The organism is Flavobacterium labens (assembly GCF_048286755.1).
Taxonomy (GTDB): Bacteria; Bacteroidota; Bacteroidia; order Flavobacteriales; family Flavobacteriaceae; genus Flavobacterium.
The window spans coordinates 1,093,817-1,109,835 of the sequence record NZ_JBLVPL010000001.1 but is presented as its reverse complement, the minus strand read 5'-3'; the positions used below and the strand labels follow the sequence as shown (position 1 = coordinate 1,109,835).

General features: G+C 34.6%; 14 protein-coding genes. 8 read left to right on the top strand and 6 right to left on the bottom strand.

Annotated features, from left to right (window positions below):
- Nucleotides 1-219 precede the first annotated feature (219 nt).
- From glmS to ACNQF8_RS04880, 3 genes are read right to left on the bottom strand one after another with little or no spacing between them, the layout of a single operon-like run.
- Nucleotides 220-2,067, bottom strand: coding sequence for a glutamine--fructose-6-phosphate transaminase (isomerizing) (gene glmS / locus ACNQF8_RS04890; protein ID WP_417952977.1), 1,848 nt, complete (start codon nucleotides 2,065-2,067; stop codon nucleotides 220-222).
- A 6-nt stretch (nucleotides 2,068-2,073) separates the two neighbouring features.
- Entirely contained in the window at nucleotides 2,074-3,675 is a 1,602-nt protein-coding gene (locus ACNQF8_RS04885; protein ID WP_417951026.1) for a DUF4270 domain-containing protein, read from the bottom strand.
- 20 nt (nucleotides 3,676-3,695) lie between these two features.
- A complete protein-coding gene (locus ACNQF8_RS04880; protein WP_131991047.1) occupies nucleotides 3,696-4,502 on the bottom strand; it encodes a glycogen/starch synthase in 807 nt (268 codons plus the stop codon).
- Nucleotides 4,503-4,610: 108 nt separating this feature from the next.
- On the opposite strand from ACNQF8_RS04880, the gene panC reads away from it, so the two are divergent.
- The 8 genes from panC (at nucleotide 4,611) to ACNQF8_RS04840 (ending at nucleotide 12,632) form a co-directional block, all read left to right on the top strand.
- Nucleotides 4,611-5,459, top strand: a complete 849-nt coding sequence (gene panC, locus ACNQF8_RS04875; protein ID WP_417952976.1) for a pantoate--beta-alanine ligase — start codon at nucleotides 4,611-4,613, stop codon at nucleotides 5,457-5,459.
- 14 nt (nucleotides 5,460-5,473) lie between these two features.
- The gene (gene panD / locus ACNQF8_RS04870) at nucleotides 5,474-5,824 is read left to right on the top strand and encodes an aspartate 1-decarboxylase (protein ID WP_417951024.1); all 351 of its coding nucleotides are present in this window, start codon (nucleotides 5,474-5,476) and stop codon (nucleotides 5,822-5,824) included.
- A 299-nt stretch (nucleotides 5,825-6,123) separates the two neighbouring features.
- Nucleotides 6,124-7,272 (top strand): alpha/beta hydrolase, encoded by a 1,149-nt coding sequence (locus ACNQF8_RS04865; protein ID WP_417951023.1) that lies wholly within the window; start codon nucleotides 6,124-6,126, stop codon nucleotides 7,270-7,272.
- The gene (gene radA, locus ACNQF8_RS04860) at nucleotides 7,272-8,633 is read left to right on the top strand and encodes a DNA repair protein RadA (RefSeq protein ID WP_417951022.1); all 1,362 of its coding nucleotides are present in this window, start codon (nucleotides 7,272-7,274) and stop codon (nucleotides 8,631-8,633) included. The genes ACNQF8_RS04865 and radA overlap by 1 nt, the downstream gene beginning before the upstream one ends.
- Nucleotides 8,634-8,932: 299 nt before the next feature.
- Entirely contained in the window at nucleotides 8,933-9,457 is a 525-nt protein-coding gene (locus tag ACNQF8_RS04855; RefSeq protein ID WP_417951021.1) for a hypothetical protein, read from the top strand.
- Between the two features lie 127 nt (nucleotides 9,458-9,584).
- The gene (locus ACNQF8_RS04850) at nucleotides 9,585-9,989 is read left to right on the top strand and encodes a hypothetical protein (RefSeq protein WP_417951020.1); all 405 of its coding nucleotides are present in this window, start codon (nucleotides 9,585-9,587) and stop codon (nucleotides 9,987-9,989) included.
- 41 nt (nucleotides 9,990-10,030) lie between these two features.
- On the top strand, nucleotides 10,031-10,465 hold the full coding sequence (locus tag ACNQF8_RS04845; protein ID WP_417951019.1) for a hypothetical protein: 435 nt from the start codon (nucleotides 10,031-10,033) through the stop codon (nucleotides 10,463-10,465).
- A gap of 199 nt (nucleotides 10,466-10,664) precedes the next feature.
- A complete protein-coding gene (locus ACNQF8_RS04840; protein ID WP_417951018.1) occupies nucleotides 10,665-12,632 on the top strand; it encodes a transglycosylase domain-containing protein in 1,968 nt (655 codons plus the stop codon).
- 53 nt (nucleotides 12,633-12,685) lie between these two features.
- Here ACNQF8_RS04840 and ACNQF8_RS04835 read toward each other — a convergent pair whose 3' ends face one another.
- The 3 genes from ACNQF8_RS04835 to ACNQF8_RS04825 form a co-directional block, all read right to left on the bottom strand.
- Nucleotides 12,686-13,723, bottom strand: a complete 1,038-nt coding sequence (locus ACNQF8_RS04835) for an aldo/keto reductase (RefSeq protein WP_417951017.1) — start codon at nucleotides 13,721-13,723, stop codon at nucleotides 12,686-12,688.
- Nucleotides 13,724-13,969: 246 nt separating this feature from the next.
- Nucleotides 13,970-14,911, bottom strand: coding sequence for an OmpA family protein (locus ACNQF8_RS04830; protein ID WP_417951016.1), 942 nt, complete (start codon nucleotides 14,909-14,911; stop codon nucleotides 13,970-13,972).
- Between the two features lie 249 nt (nucleotides 14,912-15,160).
- Nucleotides 15,161-15,922 carry an exodeoxyribonuclease III gene (locus ACNQF8_RS04825; RefSeq protein ID WP_417951015.1) on the bottom strand — a complete coding sequence of 254 codons (762 nt, stop codon included), beginning with the start codon at nucleotides 15,920-15,922 and terminating at the stop codon, nucleotides 15,161-15,163.
- Nucleotides 15,923-16,019 lie beyond the last annotated feature (97 nt).

The following is a 16,019-nucleotide window of genomic DNA, read 5'->3' as shown; positions in this document are numbered from 1 at the left end:
CACTATGCACGCATATAAAAAATACATTTATCACAAAAAAATTATTAATTTTTAGATATTTGATAAAAGTGATAAAGCAGAGGAAATTTAACGTTTTTTTACGCTTTTCAAGCATTTAAAAAAGTGCCTGCCCAAAAAAAATGTATTCAAAAAAAACCTCGAAAGAAAATCTTTCGAGGCTTAGTTTAAAATATTATTATGCAAATCTGTTTTGAAAATTTATTCTACAGTTACCGATTTTGCTAAATTACGAGGTTGATCAACATTACAACCACGCATAACAGCAATATGATAAGACAAAAGCTGTAATGGGATTGTAGTAATCAATGGTGATAGAGCATCTGAGGTTTCAGGGATTTCAATAACATAATCAGCTAATTCACGCACTTGTGTATCACCTTTAGTTACAACAGCGATAATTTTTCCACTTCTCGATTTAATTTCCTGAATGTTACTTACGATTTTGTCATAGTGTCCTTGCTTTGGCGCAATAACAACCACTGGCATATGTTCATCAATTAATGCAATTGGTCCGTGTTTCATTTCAGCTGCAGGATATCCTTCGGCATGAATATAAGATATCTCTTTAAGCTTCAAAGCACCTTCAAGAGCTACAGGAAAATTATACCCTCTTCCTAAATAAAGACAATTAGGCGCATCCTTAAAAGCTAAAGCAATTTCTTTTGCCTTTTCATTTGTTTCTAATGCCTCTTTCACTTTTTCAGGAATAATTTCCAATTCTTGCAAATAAGTATGAAAATCGGTATTAGACAAAGTACCTTTTGCTTTTGCTAAACGCAAAGCAATCATTGTCAACACTGTAATTTGTGTAGTAAAAGCTTTGGTCGATGCAACACCAATTTCAGGACCCGCATGTGTATAAGCTCCCGCATGTGTTTCTCTAGAAATAGAAGAACCCACTACATTACAAACACCAAATACAAATGCTCCTTGCTCTTTGGCAAGTTTTATTGCAGCCATAGTATCTGCTGTTTCTCCTGATTGCGAGATAGCAATAACTACGTCTTTACTATTTATGATTGGATTTCTATATCTAAACTCTGAAGCATATTCTACTTCTACTGGAATACGTGCAAACTCTTCAAAAACATATTCTGCAACTAAACCTGCATGCCATGAAGTTCCGCATGCCACAATAATAATCCTATCAGCATTAAGGAATTTTTCTAAATTATCCTCAACTCCTGCCATTTGAATAATACCTTCATTAGCATGAAGTCTTCCGCGATAGGTGTCTTTTATAACACTTGGTTGTTCATAAATCTCTTTAAGCATAAAATGATCATAACCACCTTTTTCAATTTGCTCCAAATTCATTTTAAGCTCCTGAATATAAGGGTCAACTAAAGAATCATCTTTAATTTTTCTGATTTTCATTGCTTTATGCAATCTAATATTCGCCATTTCTCCATCTTCTAAATAAATTGCATTAGAAGTATATTCAATAAAAGGTGACGCATCCGAAGAAATAAAATATTCTCCTTCTCCTACGCCAATCGCTAATGGACTTCCTAATCTAGCAGCAACAATTTCATTTGGATTCTTTTTATCAAACACAGCGATTGCATAAGCTCCCACTACTTGATTCAAGGCAATCTGAACTGCTTTACCTAATTTTAAATTTTCTTTTTTTTGTACCTCTTCAATAAGATTTACCAACACCTCAGTATCAGTATCCGAATGAAAAACATACCCACGTTTTATTAACTCTTCTTTTAAAGGCGCATAATTTTCAATAATTCCATTGTGAATTATTGCTAAATCTCCTGAATTAGAAAGATGAGGATGAGAATTCACATCGTTTGGAACACCATGTGTTGCCCAACGGGTATGCCCAATTCCTATAGAACCGTTTTTTGTAATTGCTTCAGCAGCCTTCGCCTCAAGATCAGAAACCTTACCTTTTGTCTTACAAAGTTTTAGCTCTTCACCGTCATACAACATTACACCGGCACTATCATAACCTCTATATTCAAGTCTTTTTAATCCTTTTATTACAATAGGATAAGCTTCTCTATAACCGATATATCCAACGATTCCACACATAGTATTTTAATTAGGTTTTGTATAATAAATTTCAAGTTTCAATCTCTTATCATTAGGAACCGTGGATTTACCTCCAAATAAAATAGTCCCTAAAGGATTCATTACAGATGCTTTTGGCGCTCCAGTAATAAAAGCATTTGGAGTTCTCAACTTATGAGAAGCTATCGTACCAATATCTTCTGTAACTACCAATCCTAAATTAACATTAGTTGAATCTTTATATTTAACAAGATTCCTTATTTGATTTGTAACCCTAATTTTATATGTAACTCCTCTTTTGCTTGTAGAGTTTGTATTTATATTACCATCAAAAATAGTTTTTGATTTTTTTTCATTAACACTATTTGTAGTTGCATCTGAATAATAATCAACGATAGGTCGGTTATTATTAAAATCATACAAATAAATTCTTTGTGGCTCATAATTATTAGCCATTGTAGCAGCATCAATATGAAAAACCAAATTGGCCTCATTAATCAACCATCCGCTATTTCTAATAGCGTCTAACTCACCCGGAGTATTAAAAAGACTAATCACAGCAACAGATCCTTCACCACCTTTTAGATATAATTTCTCATCACCTTCAATTGTATTTCCTGTATTTGGCAAAGCATTATAAGCAAGCCCACTACCCGCAAAATCAGTATTCAACAAACTCACGGAATTTCCAGTCATATCTAGAACTATTGTTTTTTTAACTCGTGTAATTGTAGTAACACCGCTAGTTGTTGTAGACAAATCCTCATTGTATTTTATAGTGATTTTTCCTGCCTTAAAATTCAACATTGCTAAATTTCCAGCACTACTTCCTGATTTCTCCATTTTAAAATAAAGTCCTCTGAAGTACTCTTTAAAAACATCATTTGTAGCCAATTTTCCAGTTGCAACAGCATCAATTATTTTTGTTTTAAAGAAGCCCTTATTCAAATTCAATTGCATTCCCGGTGGAGTTCTTGTAGTTGTAACCACTTTAGTAATTGAATCTGTTGTAGTCACAACGTGTTCTGCTGGATCAAAGAAAAACTTATCGTTTTGAGCTAAATTAGAATCATCATTTAAACGATTAGGTTTTTTAACATTATCAAATTCTGCGTTTTGATTTGTAAAATATTTTTGAGGTTGTTGAAATCCACCAATAGGATCTGCATCTCTCATGTAATAACCAGACTCGTAAACACTTAGTTTCATCTCAGCTTTATCAGGCCCATATATAGAATCTAGCACATATTCATTACTACCATCTGTTTTTGTAACCGTTTTTGACGCATCATAATAATAGGGAATAGTCAAAACAACACTCTCAATATGAGGTCTTGTACTAATCGTTGTTATGGTTGCAGGCAAAGTTAATTGAGTACCAAAATTGGCAGTTGTCTCACCAAAATTTGGATTATTATAAATTCCTAAAGGACTCACTACAAGATTATTCGATTGTATAGGCCCTGTTTTTTGATTGTAAGCTAAAACATTGTACGTTTCTTTTTTGAGGTCAAAATTGTTTTCACCAATTAAATCACCTCCAATTTCATTATAATCTTTATCACAAGAATATAAAAAAACAACACTCGCAACTACCAGAATTTTCTTAAAAAAAGAATTATTGTACATATTTAATAAAAAAGTTTAATTTAAAGAACCTCGTTTCTATAGAAATTAGTATACGCTTCCGCGAATGCATCTTTCGGTGCGAAAGGTAAAAAAGGTTTTCCTGAAGATTCTATATATTTTGTTAAACTTGGAGATAGGTTTTCTGAAGCAATAATCACCGCGTCAGAATGCTTAATGGTAGCCTTAATGATGTTTTCATAGTCTGGAACTTCCAGATCCGAAATTGCTTCATCAGGAATACCGTCAAATTTCACCTTATTAATCATCTCTACATCTAAAGTCCCATCAAAAGACTGACTGTAAACCGAAGTAACAATCTTTGTCTCTGAAAACAATGCTTCATTTTTATAAAAATGTTTCATATAAATGGGCAACATAGCTGCCATCCATCCATGAACGTGAATAATATCTGGAACCCAATTGAGTTTTTTCACGGTTTCAACAACTCCTTTTGCAAAGAAAATGGCACGTTCGTCATTATCAGGATACATCACACCTTCCTCATCAGCAAATGTGGCTTTCCTTTTGAAATACTCATCATTATCAATAAAATAAACTTGTATTCTTTCTTTTGGTATGGAAGCCACTTTTATAATCAACGGCATATCCAAGTCGTTCACTACCAAATTCATCCCCGAAAGTCTAATTACTTCGTGCAATTGATGTCTTCTCTCGTTAATATTTCCATACCTTGGCATAAAAATTCTTATCTGTCCGCCTTGATCATTAATCATTTTCGGCACGTCGTAAGACATTAAAGAGACCTCATTTTCAGCGAGATAAGGCACCACTTCAGATGATACATATAATATCCTCTTATCTTTCATATTGTAATTTACTTAATTTATTGGCAATAAAAACCATGCAAAATTACAAAATTTTATGCAGTTATTAACTAAAATAGTAAGTTTGCATTTAATTTTAATAATACTGCCATGCATATTTTCTACGGAAAAGCATCTTTAATCGACTATTTGAAATCTATAAAAACCGTCCATTCCACTATTGGATTTGTTCCTACGATGGGCGCTTTACATCAAGGTCATTTGGCATTAATGCAAAAATCACAACTAGAAAATGAAAATACTGTTGTAAGTATTTTTGTAAATCCAACACAATTTAACAACCCGGAAGATTTAGCGAAATACCCAAGAACATTAGAAGAAGACGTAAAAAAACTTACTGCTTTAAATCCAAATATAATTCTATACGCCCCATCTGTTGAAGACATTTATGACGGAAAACCCCTTTCTCAATCTTTCGATTTTGATGGGCTTGAAAATCAAATGGAAGGCAAATTCAGACCCGGACATTTTAATGGCGTAGGCACGATTGTAAAACGTCTTTTTGAAATAGTAGAACCAATAAACGCGTATTTTGGTGAAAAAGATTTTCAACAATTACAAATTGTCAAAAAAATGGTAGCCAAAAACCACTTACAAGTAAATGTAATTGGTTGTCCTATTTACAGAGAATCCAATAATCTTGCCATGAGCTCCAGAAACGAACGCTTGTCAACAGAGGAAAGAAACGAAGCGGAAATTATTTACAAAACACTAACCGGAGTAAAAGAAAAATTTGCAACCAATAGTACTACAACTATTTCAGAATGGGTTCAAAAATCATTCAACAAGAACGCGCGCTTCACATTAGAATATTTCGTAATTGCTGATGAAGCAACACTTTTACCTTGTACCCGAAAAAATAAAAATAAAAAATACCGCGCCTTTATTGCGGTACTTGTCAATAATATTCGATTGATTGACACCATTTCATTAAATTAATTTACTTTTGTAGCATGCAAATTCAAGTCGTAAAATCAAAAATACACCGAGTAAAAGTAACCGGCGCCGATTTAAATTATATCGGTAGCATTACAATAGACGAAGCTTTACTGGAAGCCTCCAATATTATTGAAGGAGAAAGAGTATTCATTGTAAATATCAACAATGGAGAACGTTTTGACACCTACGCCATCAAAGGCGAAAAAAACTCAGGTATCATAACCTTAAATGGTCCAGCAGCCAGAAAAGTACAAAGAGATGATATTATTATCATTATTTCTTATGCAACCCTAGAATTTGAAGAAGCCAAAACCTTCAAACCCTGGATTATTTTTCCTAACGAAAATAACAATTCTTTGACTTAATTCTTCAAAGAATAAATATATACTGACTTACTTTTTAAAAAAAATAAATCCCTTATTTAAAACTCAAAGTAAAAGTATTTAAATTCACAAAACGCTGAATATCTGATTTTATAACTCAAAATCAGATATTCAGTTATTTTTGTTTAGAGCATTTTTCAACTCACTAAATCCTATTTATTTTTCTAAAAAGAGAGTGCAATTCTGGCGCCTTAACTTTTCTTGTTTTTTAAATAAAAGTAAATAAAGTATTATATTGCTGTCTTATTTAGATGTACTTTAATTTCTAAACGCTCCAAACCATGAAACAACTGCTACTATTCTTATTCTTCTCTATCACAGTATTTTCACAAAAAACCACCATACCATTCGATTCAAATGCACTGGGCGAAACCCGAGAAATCACGATTGGCTTACCGCCTTCTTTCGAAAAAAACCCAAATAAAAAGTATCCGATACTTATTTTACTCGATGGAGATTACTTATTTGACCCATTTTACGGCGCTTTGAACTATGGTGCCTATTGGGATGATTTACCAGAAATGATTGTCGTTGGTATAAGCCAAAACAAAAATAACGAACGCATTGACGACAGCACTTATGATGAAGCAGATGGAGTTCCTTCGGGAAAAGGCGCAAAATTCTTCGAGTTTATTGGCGCCGAGTTGCTTCCTTATATCGAGAAAAAATATCCCGTTGCACCATTCCGAATTATTGCAGGACACGATACTACTGCGGGATTTCTAAACTTTTTTCTGTACAAAGACAATCCTATATTCAATGGATATATTTCATTGAGTCCGGAACTGGCTCCTGAAATGGAAAATCGCATTCCAGAAAAACTTTCAAATTTAAAACTACCTGTTTTTTACTATCAATCCAATGGAGATGGCGACATAAAAAAAATTCAAGAGTCTATAAAAAAACTAGACGAAAACATAAAACAGGTTACTAATCCGGCATTGAATTACAAGTTCGATAATTTTAAGGGTGCGTCACATTATTCACTCGTGCTATATTCGATTCCAAATGCCTTATATCATTTTTTTGATGCCTATAAACCCATTTCATCTACTGAATACAGCGAGAAAATTGCTGTGCTTCAATCCGGTTATGTGGATTATTTGACCAATAAATATGCTGTTTTATCCAAAAGTTTAGGTTTAAAAATACCTATTCGTGTCAACGATTTCAAAGCCATTGAAGCGGCAATTCTAAAAAATAAAGCCTATCCTGAATTGGATAAATTAGCTGAGATTGCCAATAAAAATTATCCAAAATCAATGCTTGCCGATTATGAATTAGGTTTGATGTATGAAAAAATGGGCGATCTAAAAAAAGCGGCAAAACGCTATCAAAGTGCTTCTCAATTAGAGGAAATTGGCAATCTTACAAAAAATATGATGATGGAAAAATACGATGATATGATAAGTCAAACACCAAAAAAATAATGTCTAAAGTAAAAACAACTTTTTTTTGCCAAAACTGTGGCGCACAATATGCAAAATGGCAAGGACAATGCAATTCTTGTAAAGAATGGAATACCATTGCGGAAGAAATCATTCAAAAACAAGAAAAAACAGCTTGGAAAAGCGAAACTACTTCCAGCAGTAAAGCACCAAAACCTTTACGAATAGACGAAATTGATTCGGCACAAGAAATCCGAATGGACACAACTGACGCGGAGCTTAATCGCGTATTAGGTGGTGGAATCGTTCCTGGTTCCCTGATTCTTTTAGGCGGTGAACCCGGCATTGGAAAAAGCACGCTTTTACTTCAAATATCCCTAAAGTTACCATATAAAACTTTATATGTTTCAGGAGAAGAAAGTCAGAAACAAATAAAAATGCGTGCCGAAAGGATCACGCCAAGCGGCGACAATTGCTACATTCTTACCGAAACCAAAACCCAAAATATCTTCAAGCAAATTGAAGCCATCGAACCGGAAATCGTGATTATCGATTCCATTCAAACCTTGCATACGGATTATATTGAATCTACTCCTGGAAGCATTTCTCAAATTCGTGAAACCACCGCGGAACTGATCAAATTTGCTAAAGAAACTAATATTCCCGTGATTCTGATTGGTCATATCACTAAAGACGGAAATATTGCAGGACCAAAAATCCTGGAACACATGGTCGATACGGTTTTACAATTTGAAGGCGACAGAAATCACGTATACCGCATTTTACGTTCCTTAAAAAATCGTTTCGGTTCCACTGCCGAAATTGGTATTTATGAAATGTTAGGCAATGGTTTGCGAGAAGTTTCGAATCCTTCAGAAATATTGATTTCACACAAAGACGAGAAATTATCCGGAACCGCAATTGCTTCCACATTAGAAGGCATGCGTCCTTTGATGATTGAAATCCAAGCCCTGGTAAGCACCGCAGTTTACGGAACACCGCAACGCAGCACCACGGGTTATAATGCAAAAAGACTCAATATGATTCTAGCCGTTTTAGAGAAAAGAGCCGGTTTCAGGCTTGGCGCCAAAGACGTTTTCCTAAACATTACGGGAGGAATATCAGTAGATGATCCTGCGATAGACTTGGCTGTTGTAGCCGCCATTTTATCTTCGAATGAAGATATTGCAGTCAATAAAGATTTTTGCTTTGCTGGCGAAGTTGGACTTTCAGGCGAAATACGTCCGGTAAACCGCGTGGACCAGCGCATTCAGGAAGCAGAGAAATTAGGTTTTTCGACCATTTTTGTATCCAAATACAACAAAATTGCGTTGAAAAATACCGGAATCAAAATCAGATTGGTAGCCAAAATTGAAGATGTGGCGAGTGAATTGTTTGGATAAAAACCTATTTAAAAGAAATTTCAATCATGAGATATCAACTTGAAAACGACATAGGAGGTTTCCTGTGGTGGTTACTAATTAAATTTTGCAAAACAAATTTAAAAGAAGAACAATCAAAAGAAAAATGGAGTAGAAATATTTTTTTCTTAATTGTAATAGGAATTATTATAGGCTTTATAGCTATTAAATTCTTTTAGAGTTTTAACCGACTTTGCGAATATATCACCGCAACGATTGTGGATATATGTAATTTATTCCCATAATAGTCAGCAGAAAATATAAAATAGTTATAATCTAAAATGAAATCGTTTCCAGAACACTTACAAATCGTAAATACCTTTCATGAACTTGGTGAAACCATTACTGCTGCCCAGTTTTTAATTGAAGAATACGGTTTAGAAAACCCCAATTTCAAAGGTTTCGAATTAAGAGAAAAAGCAAAGCCAGAGTTTATCCTAATGACTACCGAAGGCGCTCTTGGTGAACCCCAAATCATCCGAATTCCCGAAAACACATTTGAATATCCGCTGGCATTAATGCTCAATCTTCTGGCGCATGAAATGATTCACGTGAGTCAAAAAACGAAAGAAAACCTGATTGAAGATAAGAACGAAAGGGAATGGCAAGCCTATTACGAAATGCTTTTTCATAAAAAATTTCCTCAAATTCCGGAGCTTTCTGATTTTCACAAACGCTTCTTTGCAAAAAAAGCATTGGAATACTACAGCAGAATGGGCGAAGGTTCTGAACTTCAATTAAAATACGCCAATCAAAAACTGGAAACTGACAATCTGCTGTCGTTTCTGGATACAAAAATCAAATAATTCTCTTTCTGTTTCTTCGATTTACTTTCCAGAAATTGATGTTAAATATTTCCTATTTTAAATAACAAATCAGGAAGAAAACTTATTATTTTTCGTAACTTTATGTTTAACAATATTTTACGAAAAAATGAAACCCTCACACCAAACTATGACTCATTTGTACGAACACTTAGGCAAGGTGTTCTATTCTATTGCGGCCATAGACAAAACCATACATAAAGAAGAAACCGATAAACTGAAACAAGTCATAAAAACGGAATGGCTTCCGCTTGAAAAGAGCTTCAATGAATTTGGGGATGACACTGCTTATGAAATCGAAATTGTTTTTGACTGGCTTGTTGCCAATGAATGGGAATTGGAACAAGTGATTCCCGACTTTAAAATTTTCAGAGCAGAACATCAACACTTGTTCACTACAGAAATTAATGCCCTAATTCTAAAAACTGCTAACGCCATAGCTTCTTCATTTTCAGGAAAAAATAAATCAGAACACGTTTTAATAAGTCAACTAAGCGCGATTCTATTGCAATAAAACAGTAAAAAACAATCTACTTTAACTTAATAAGCAAAGACATGAAAAGACAAACTGGCATTTGGATAGATTCTTCAAAAGCAATAATTGTTGCTATTGATGGTGATACAGAAAAAATTACCGAAATAGATTCTGAGGTTGAAAACAGTGTACATCATAATGACGAAGGTAATAAAGGAACTTTCTCAGGAGTTCATCATGGCAATAGCGACAAAAAATTTGACGATCGAAAAGAACAACAACTTGATTATTTTATAAAATCAGTTCTTTCCTATGTGAAAAAATCAGATGAACTTATTGTTTTTGGTCCGGCGCAAACCAAAACTAAACTGGAACAAAAATTAATGACGGATCATTTAATTGAACCCGGAAAACTAAAAGCAGTAGAAACAGCAGATAAAATGAGTTTAAATCAAATTGTAGAGAAAGTACGTAGGTTCTACAATCCGTTTGAGTATAAAGAACCAAAGCCATAAAGCTAATTTAACGGTGACCCAATAATTTAGAAACTACAACCCTTTATGGTTGTAGTTTTTTTATTTAAAAAATCATTATCCACAATCAAAATGCTAAAGAAAACCATAAAAATCTTTCCTTTAGTATTATTTTCCTTTTCTTTATGGTCGAGATTCCAAGCGCGTTTTATTTTATATTTTACTACTTATTAAACTGTTTATGAAAACCGGAAAACAAAAACTAATTCTAGCAGCAAAAATACTTTTTGTATTATTTGTCTCTTTAATTATTGCTTTTTATATCTTTCGAGATGCCGTTTTACAACAAACCATAGCAAAAGTTTCCAATGAAATGGAAGTGGATTACAACAGCTCTTTTACGATAAAAAAAGCTTCTTTTGACGGATTATCAGGTTTGAATCTTACCGAAATAATTCTGGTTCCAAAAAACAGAGACACGCTTTTTAAAATCCAAAAACTAAAAACTAGCGTCAATTTATGGCATCTCCTAACAGGCGATGTCCAACTTGGAACTCTAGAAGTCCAAAACGGTTTTGTACAGTTAGTAAAAAAAGGAAAAGTGAGCAATTTTGATGCTTTTCTAAAAAAAGACAATCAAACAGAAATACGCGATGAGAAAAGAGATTACGCCCAGTTTGCCTACAGAATAATCTCAAAAGCACTAAATTTAGTCCCGACGGATATGATTTTAGACAATCTTTCTTTTCGACTCAATGATAACGGGAAAAAGGCAACCGTCAATTTCCAAAAACTGCGATTATTCAACAAACAACTCGAAACTTCGATAAAAGTTCAAACCAATACTATTTCACAGCGTTGGAAAATTAAAGGATTTGCCGATCCAAGAAATAAAAAAGCCGATATACGTTTCGTAAATATTGATACCGGCGCCATACAAATGCCGTATTTATACGAACGTTTCAACCTGAAATCAAGCTTTGACTCCATTCGATTGAGCATTCAAAACATCGATAAAGACGGTGACGAGTTGCATATTGATGGCTTTATGGCTATTGCCAATTTAAAACTCAACCACCCGAAAATTGCCAGCAAAGATGTTATTCTTAAAAATGCCAAATTTGATTACCGATTCTTATTAGGCTCTGATTTTATTTCTGTCGACAGCAGCTCAACAGTTCAATTGAACAAAATAAAATTTCATCCTTACGTGTCGTATGAAACAGAGAAAGATACGATTTACAAACTCAAAGTAACTATCCCAAAAATGAAAGCGCAGGATTTCATTACTTCGCTTCCAGACGGTTTATTTACTCATTTTCAGGGAATGGAAGCTACAGGTAATTTTGATTACAAATTGGATTTTGCTTTCAACCAAAACAAACCCAATCAGCTTGTTTTTGATAGTAAATTGAAGAAAGAAAATCTAAAAATCACCAAATATGGCGAAGCCAATCTCAACAAACTCAATGGCGAATTTGTGTATCGTGCCCTTATCAAAAATGTGTTGCAACGTCCAGTTTTAGTTGGTGCAGCCAATCCAAACTATACGCCTTTAGACCAAATTTCACCTTATTTAAGAAAGTCGGTTTTAACAACAGAAGATCCTTCTTTCTTTTCGCATCGTGGGTTCATCAGCGAAGCATTCAAACAATCCATCGTAAAAAACATCAGAACCAAAAAATTCTCCCGCGGTGCCAGTACCATCAGCATGCAACTAGTAAAAAATACTTTTCTAAGTCGGGAGAAAACCGTGTCCCGTAAACTGGAAGAAATTTTACTAGTTTACATACTGGAAAATAACCGAATTGTGAGTAAGGAACGCATGCTCGAAGTGTATTTTAACATTATCGAATGGGGTCCAAATGTATATGGAATTGGCGAGGCAAGTCAGTTTTATTTCCAAAAAAACCCTTCGGAATTATCGCTGAACGAATGCTTGTATCTCGCCAGAATTATTCCAAGTCCTAAAAAATTCATGTATCAGTTCAACGATCAAGGCATGTTGAAAGATTTTGCGATTAAACAAGAATCGTTCTTAACCAATATTATGTTTCGAAGAGGACTTTTAACCCCAGAAGACACGATTTACAAGTCTTTACCCATACTGATTTCAGGACCTGCAAAATCTTTTATCAAATTCAAAGTACAAGATTCAACGCAAATAAAAGTGGATTCTTTAGCCGTTGACGAGGAATTTGATCTTTAATTCTTAAAAAAACAACCCAGTCAGAGTTTAGAAATCTGACTGGGTTTCTTACTTTACGGTGCCGGATCAGGAATAGCAGCTTGAACTTCATCAATTGCTTTTAGAATTTCATCCGAAAGTGACACTTGAATCGTATCAATATTTTCTTTTAATTGTTCCAATGTTGTTGCGCCAATAATCGTGCTGGTTACAAATGGCTGTTGCTCAATAAATGCCAAAGACAACTCCGTTAAAGTCATTCCGTTTTTCTTGGCGATTTCCTGATACAATCGAGTCGCTTCAGTACTTTGTGCGCTGTTGTATCTGGAATACTGCGGAAACAATTTGATTCTTGCATTTGGATGCGCTTCTCCAGTCAAGAATTTACCAGACAAAACCCCAAAAGCCATTGGTGAATACGCCAATAAACCTACATTTTCTCTTAGGCAAACTTCAGCAGAACCGTTTTCAAATAGTCTATTCAATAACGAATATGGATTTTGAATCGTTTTTACTCTTGGCAGATTGCTGTATTTACTTTCCTCCAGAAAACGCATGATTCCCCAAGGGTTTTCATTTGAAAGTCCGATATGTTTGATTTTTCCTTCTTTGACAAAACCGTCTAATGTTTCAAGAACATTATGAATGTTATCTTCCCAAGCATCGTCCTGCACTATGAAACCGCGTTGTCCAAAATAATTGGTTTTACGTTCCGGCCAATGCAATTGGTACACATCAATATAATCCGTTTGTAAGCGCTGTAAACTATTATCCAATGCAAACTTGATACTAGCTGGTGAGAAATCTAATTTCTCTCTCATGTAGCCAAAATTCGGATTAGGTCCGGCAATTTTCGATGCCAAAACTATTTCTTCTCTTTTTCCAGTTTTTTTAAACCAGGTTCCAATAATTTTCTCTGTGCTGCCATACGTTTCTTCACGCGCCGGAACCGAATACATTTCGGCAGTGTCAAAAAAATTGACCCCGTTTTCTAAAGCATAATCCATTTGAGCATGACCATCAGCTTCCGTATTTTGTTCACCAAAAGTCATCGTTCCAAGGCAAATCTTGCTGACTTTTACATCAGTATTGGGTAAAGTAGTGTATTTCATAATTAAGAAAATTGTATTTTATTTTCGAAAACAAAGATAAAATTAGTTTGTTGTTTAGATTTACAGTTAACAGAAAATTGAGAAACGTTTATTAAAGACTAAACGGGGTATTTTAAAAAACAAAACCGCCAATACTCCAATTAAAAACCTTCCATCAAAAGGTGAAATTAGCAAATTCGTCGTAAAAGAAAAAGGCTCAAAGTAAAAAACTCTGAACCTTTGCCTATTTAAAACTTTGCTTCTTTTTTAATTTATCTCATTCAACATTTCGGCAATTTCGTCTAATCTTGGTGTTAGAATGATTTCGATTCTACGGTTTTTAGCTTTTCCTTCGGCAGTTGCATTGCTTCCTAATGGAGAGAATTCTCCTCTTCCTGCCGCAGTAAGATTTTGCTTGTTGATTTTTTTATTCTCACTCAAAATAGCAACTATTGCCGTGGCTCTTTTAGTCGATAAATCCCAGTTATCCGCAATTGGACCTGAAGCTGTAAACGCATCATCATCCGTATGACCTTCTATAAGCACGGAGATATCTGGGTTGTCACCCAAAACTTTACCTAATTCTACAACTGCTTTTTTCCCTTCGGAACCTACTGCCCAACTTCCCGAATTAAAAAGTAGTTTGTTCTCCATAGAAACATATACTTTCCCGTTTTTTTGTTGCACGGTCAACCCTTTTCCTTCAAAACTATTCAAGGCTTTAGACAAGGTTTCTTTTAGTTTTTTCATGCTCGCTTCTTTGGCAGCAATCAAATCTTCTAATTCTTGCAAACGTTGTGCGCTTTTGCTCAATCGGTCTTGTTCTAATGCCAATGCTTTCCCTTTTTCGTCTAATTGCTCCAGCAAATCGCGATTTTTCTTCATATTGCTTTGCAAAGCATCACCGCTATTTTTTTCTAAAGCGGCGTAAGAATCTTGCAAGACTTTGAATTTATTTTGAGCTGCGGCGTAATCTGCTTTCAATTTATCCAATTCCGTTTTGGACTTACTCAAATCAGTTTTTAAACCGTCGCGGTCTAATTCTAATTGGTTTTTAGCTTTTAACAAATCGGTATTTTCATCTGCTAAACTTCTGTTTTCTTTTTTTAAATCGGTGAACTTACTTTCTAAGTCGTTGTATATTTTTTTAGATACACAAGAAGTTGAAAGAGCCAATACTAATAATCCGATGGAAACTCTTTTAATCATTTTGATGGTATTTATGTTGTTTCTAATGTTGTTTTGAACCCAAAAAATCAAATTGTATTCGAATGCCCTAGCCCCGATTACTTCACTATACTTTTGCCTTCATCGGAGTTCAGTGAACTTCGTTTGAAACGAAAATCCTTGTTGTATTTTCTTTAAAAACAACAAGATTACTTCACTAAGTTAATATTCTATTTTGGTGTTCAGTGAATTTCATTTGCAGTGAAAAGCGGGAAATAGCTCCTGAAAATGTTATTCGATTTCTACCAAAATTGGGCAGTGATCCGAATGCACGGCATCTGATAAAATAACGGCTCTTTTTAATTTATGTTTTAAAGAATCGGCAACTAAATTATAATCGATACGCCACCCTTTGTTGTTTCCTCTAGCTCCGGCGCGGTAGCTCCACCACGAATATTGGTGCGGCTCACTGTTGAAATGGCGGAAACTATCGACAAATCCGGACTTCATAAATCCATCGAGCCAAGTTCTTTCCTGTGGTAAAAATCCGGAAACATTTTTGTTTCGGATAGGGTCATGAATGTCGATTGCCTCGTGGCAAATGTTGTAATCCCCGCAGATAATTAGGTTTGGCGTTTCTTTTTTGAGTTCGTTGATGTAGTTTTGAAAATCATCCATAAACGTGAATTTATGATCCAATCGATCGATATTTGTCCCTGATGGCAAGTACAAACTCATCACTGAAAAGTCATCAAAATCAGCACGAAGGTTTCTTCCTTCGAAATCCATGTGGTGAATTCCGGTTCCGTGAACGACATTATTGGGTTTGATTTTCGATAGAATGGCTACACCACTATATCCTTTTTTGGTCGCTGAATAATAATATTGGTATGGATAGCCGGCTTTTGCGATATCCTCGACTGGTATTTGGTCTTCAGTTGCTTTAATTTCCTGAAGACAAATAACATCGGGATTTGCGTGCTGCAACCAGTCAATAAATCCTTTTGAAATGGCCGCTCTGATTCCGTTTACGTTGTATGAAATAATTCTCATTAAAGTATTTTTTGATTTCCAAATGTAACAAAAAAGTAGAAGTTTGATTCAGAAAAATAGAGAAAATGGAGTTTTTTGCTATCTTTGTTTCTTGCTC

Coding starts and splice junctions, on each gene's coding strand:
- ACNQF8_RS04855 (WP_417951021.1), top strand. CDS start 8,933: ATGAAATCGTTTCCAGAACACTTACAAATCGTAAATACCTTTCATGAA.
- ACNQF8_RS04825 (WP_417951015.1), bottom strand. CDS start 15,922: ATGAGAATTATTTCATACAACGTAAACGGAATCAGAGCGGCCATTTCA.
- ACNQF8_RS04835 (WP_417951017.1), bottom strand. CDS start 13,723: ATGAAATACACTACTTTACCCAATACTGATGTAAAAGTCAGCAAGATT.
- ACNQF8_RS04840 (WP_417951018.1), top strand. CDS start 10,665: ATGAAAACCGGAAAACAAAAACTAATTCTAGCAGCAAAAATACTTTTT.
- panD (WP_417951024.1), top strand. CDS start 5,474: ATGCAAATTCAAGTCGTAAAATCAAAAATACACCGAGTAAAAGTAACC.
- ACNQF8_RS04885 (WP_417951026.1), bottom strand. CDS start 3,675: ATGTACAATAATTCTTTTTTTAAGAAAATTCTGGTAGTTGCGAGTGTT.
- radA (WP_417951022.1), top strand. CDS start 7,272: ATGTCTAAAGTAAAAACAACTTTTTTTTGCCAAAACTGTGGCGCACAA.
- ACNQF8_RS04850 (WP_417951020.1), top strand. CDS start 9,585: ATGAAACCCTCACACCAAACTATGACTCATTTGTACGAACACTTAGGC.
- panC (WP_417952976.1), top strand. CDS start 4,611: ATGCATATTTTCTACGGAAAAGCATCTTTAATCGACTATTTGAAATCT.
- ACNQF8_RS04865 (WP_417951023.1), top strand. CDS start 6,124: ATGAAACAACTGCTACTATTCTTATTCTTCTCTATCACAGTATTTTCA.
- ACNQF8_RS04830 (WP_417951016.1), bottom strand. CDS start 14,911: ATGATTAAAAGAGTTTCCATCGGATTATTAGTATTGGCTCTTTCAACT.
- ACNQF8_RS04880 (WP_131991047.1), bottom strand. CDS start 4,502: ATGAAAGATAAGAGGATATTATATGTATCATCTGAAGTGGTGCCTTAT.
- glmS (WP_417952977.1), bottom strand. CDS start 2,067: ATGTGTGGAATCGTTGGATATATCGGTTATAGAGAAGCTTATCCTATT.
- ACNQF8_RS04845 (WP_417951019.1), top strand. CDS start 10,031: ATGAAAAGACAAACTGGCATTTGGATAGATTCTTCAAAAGCAATAATT.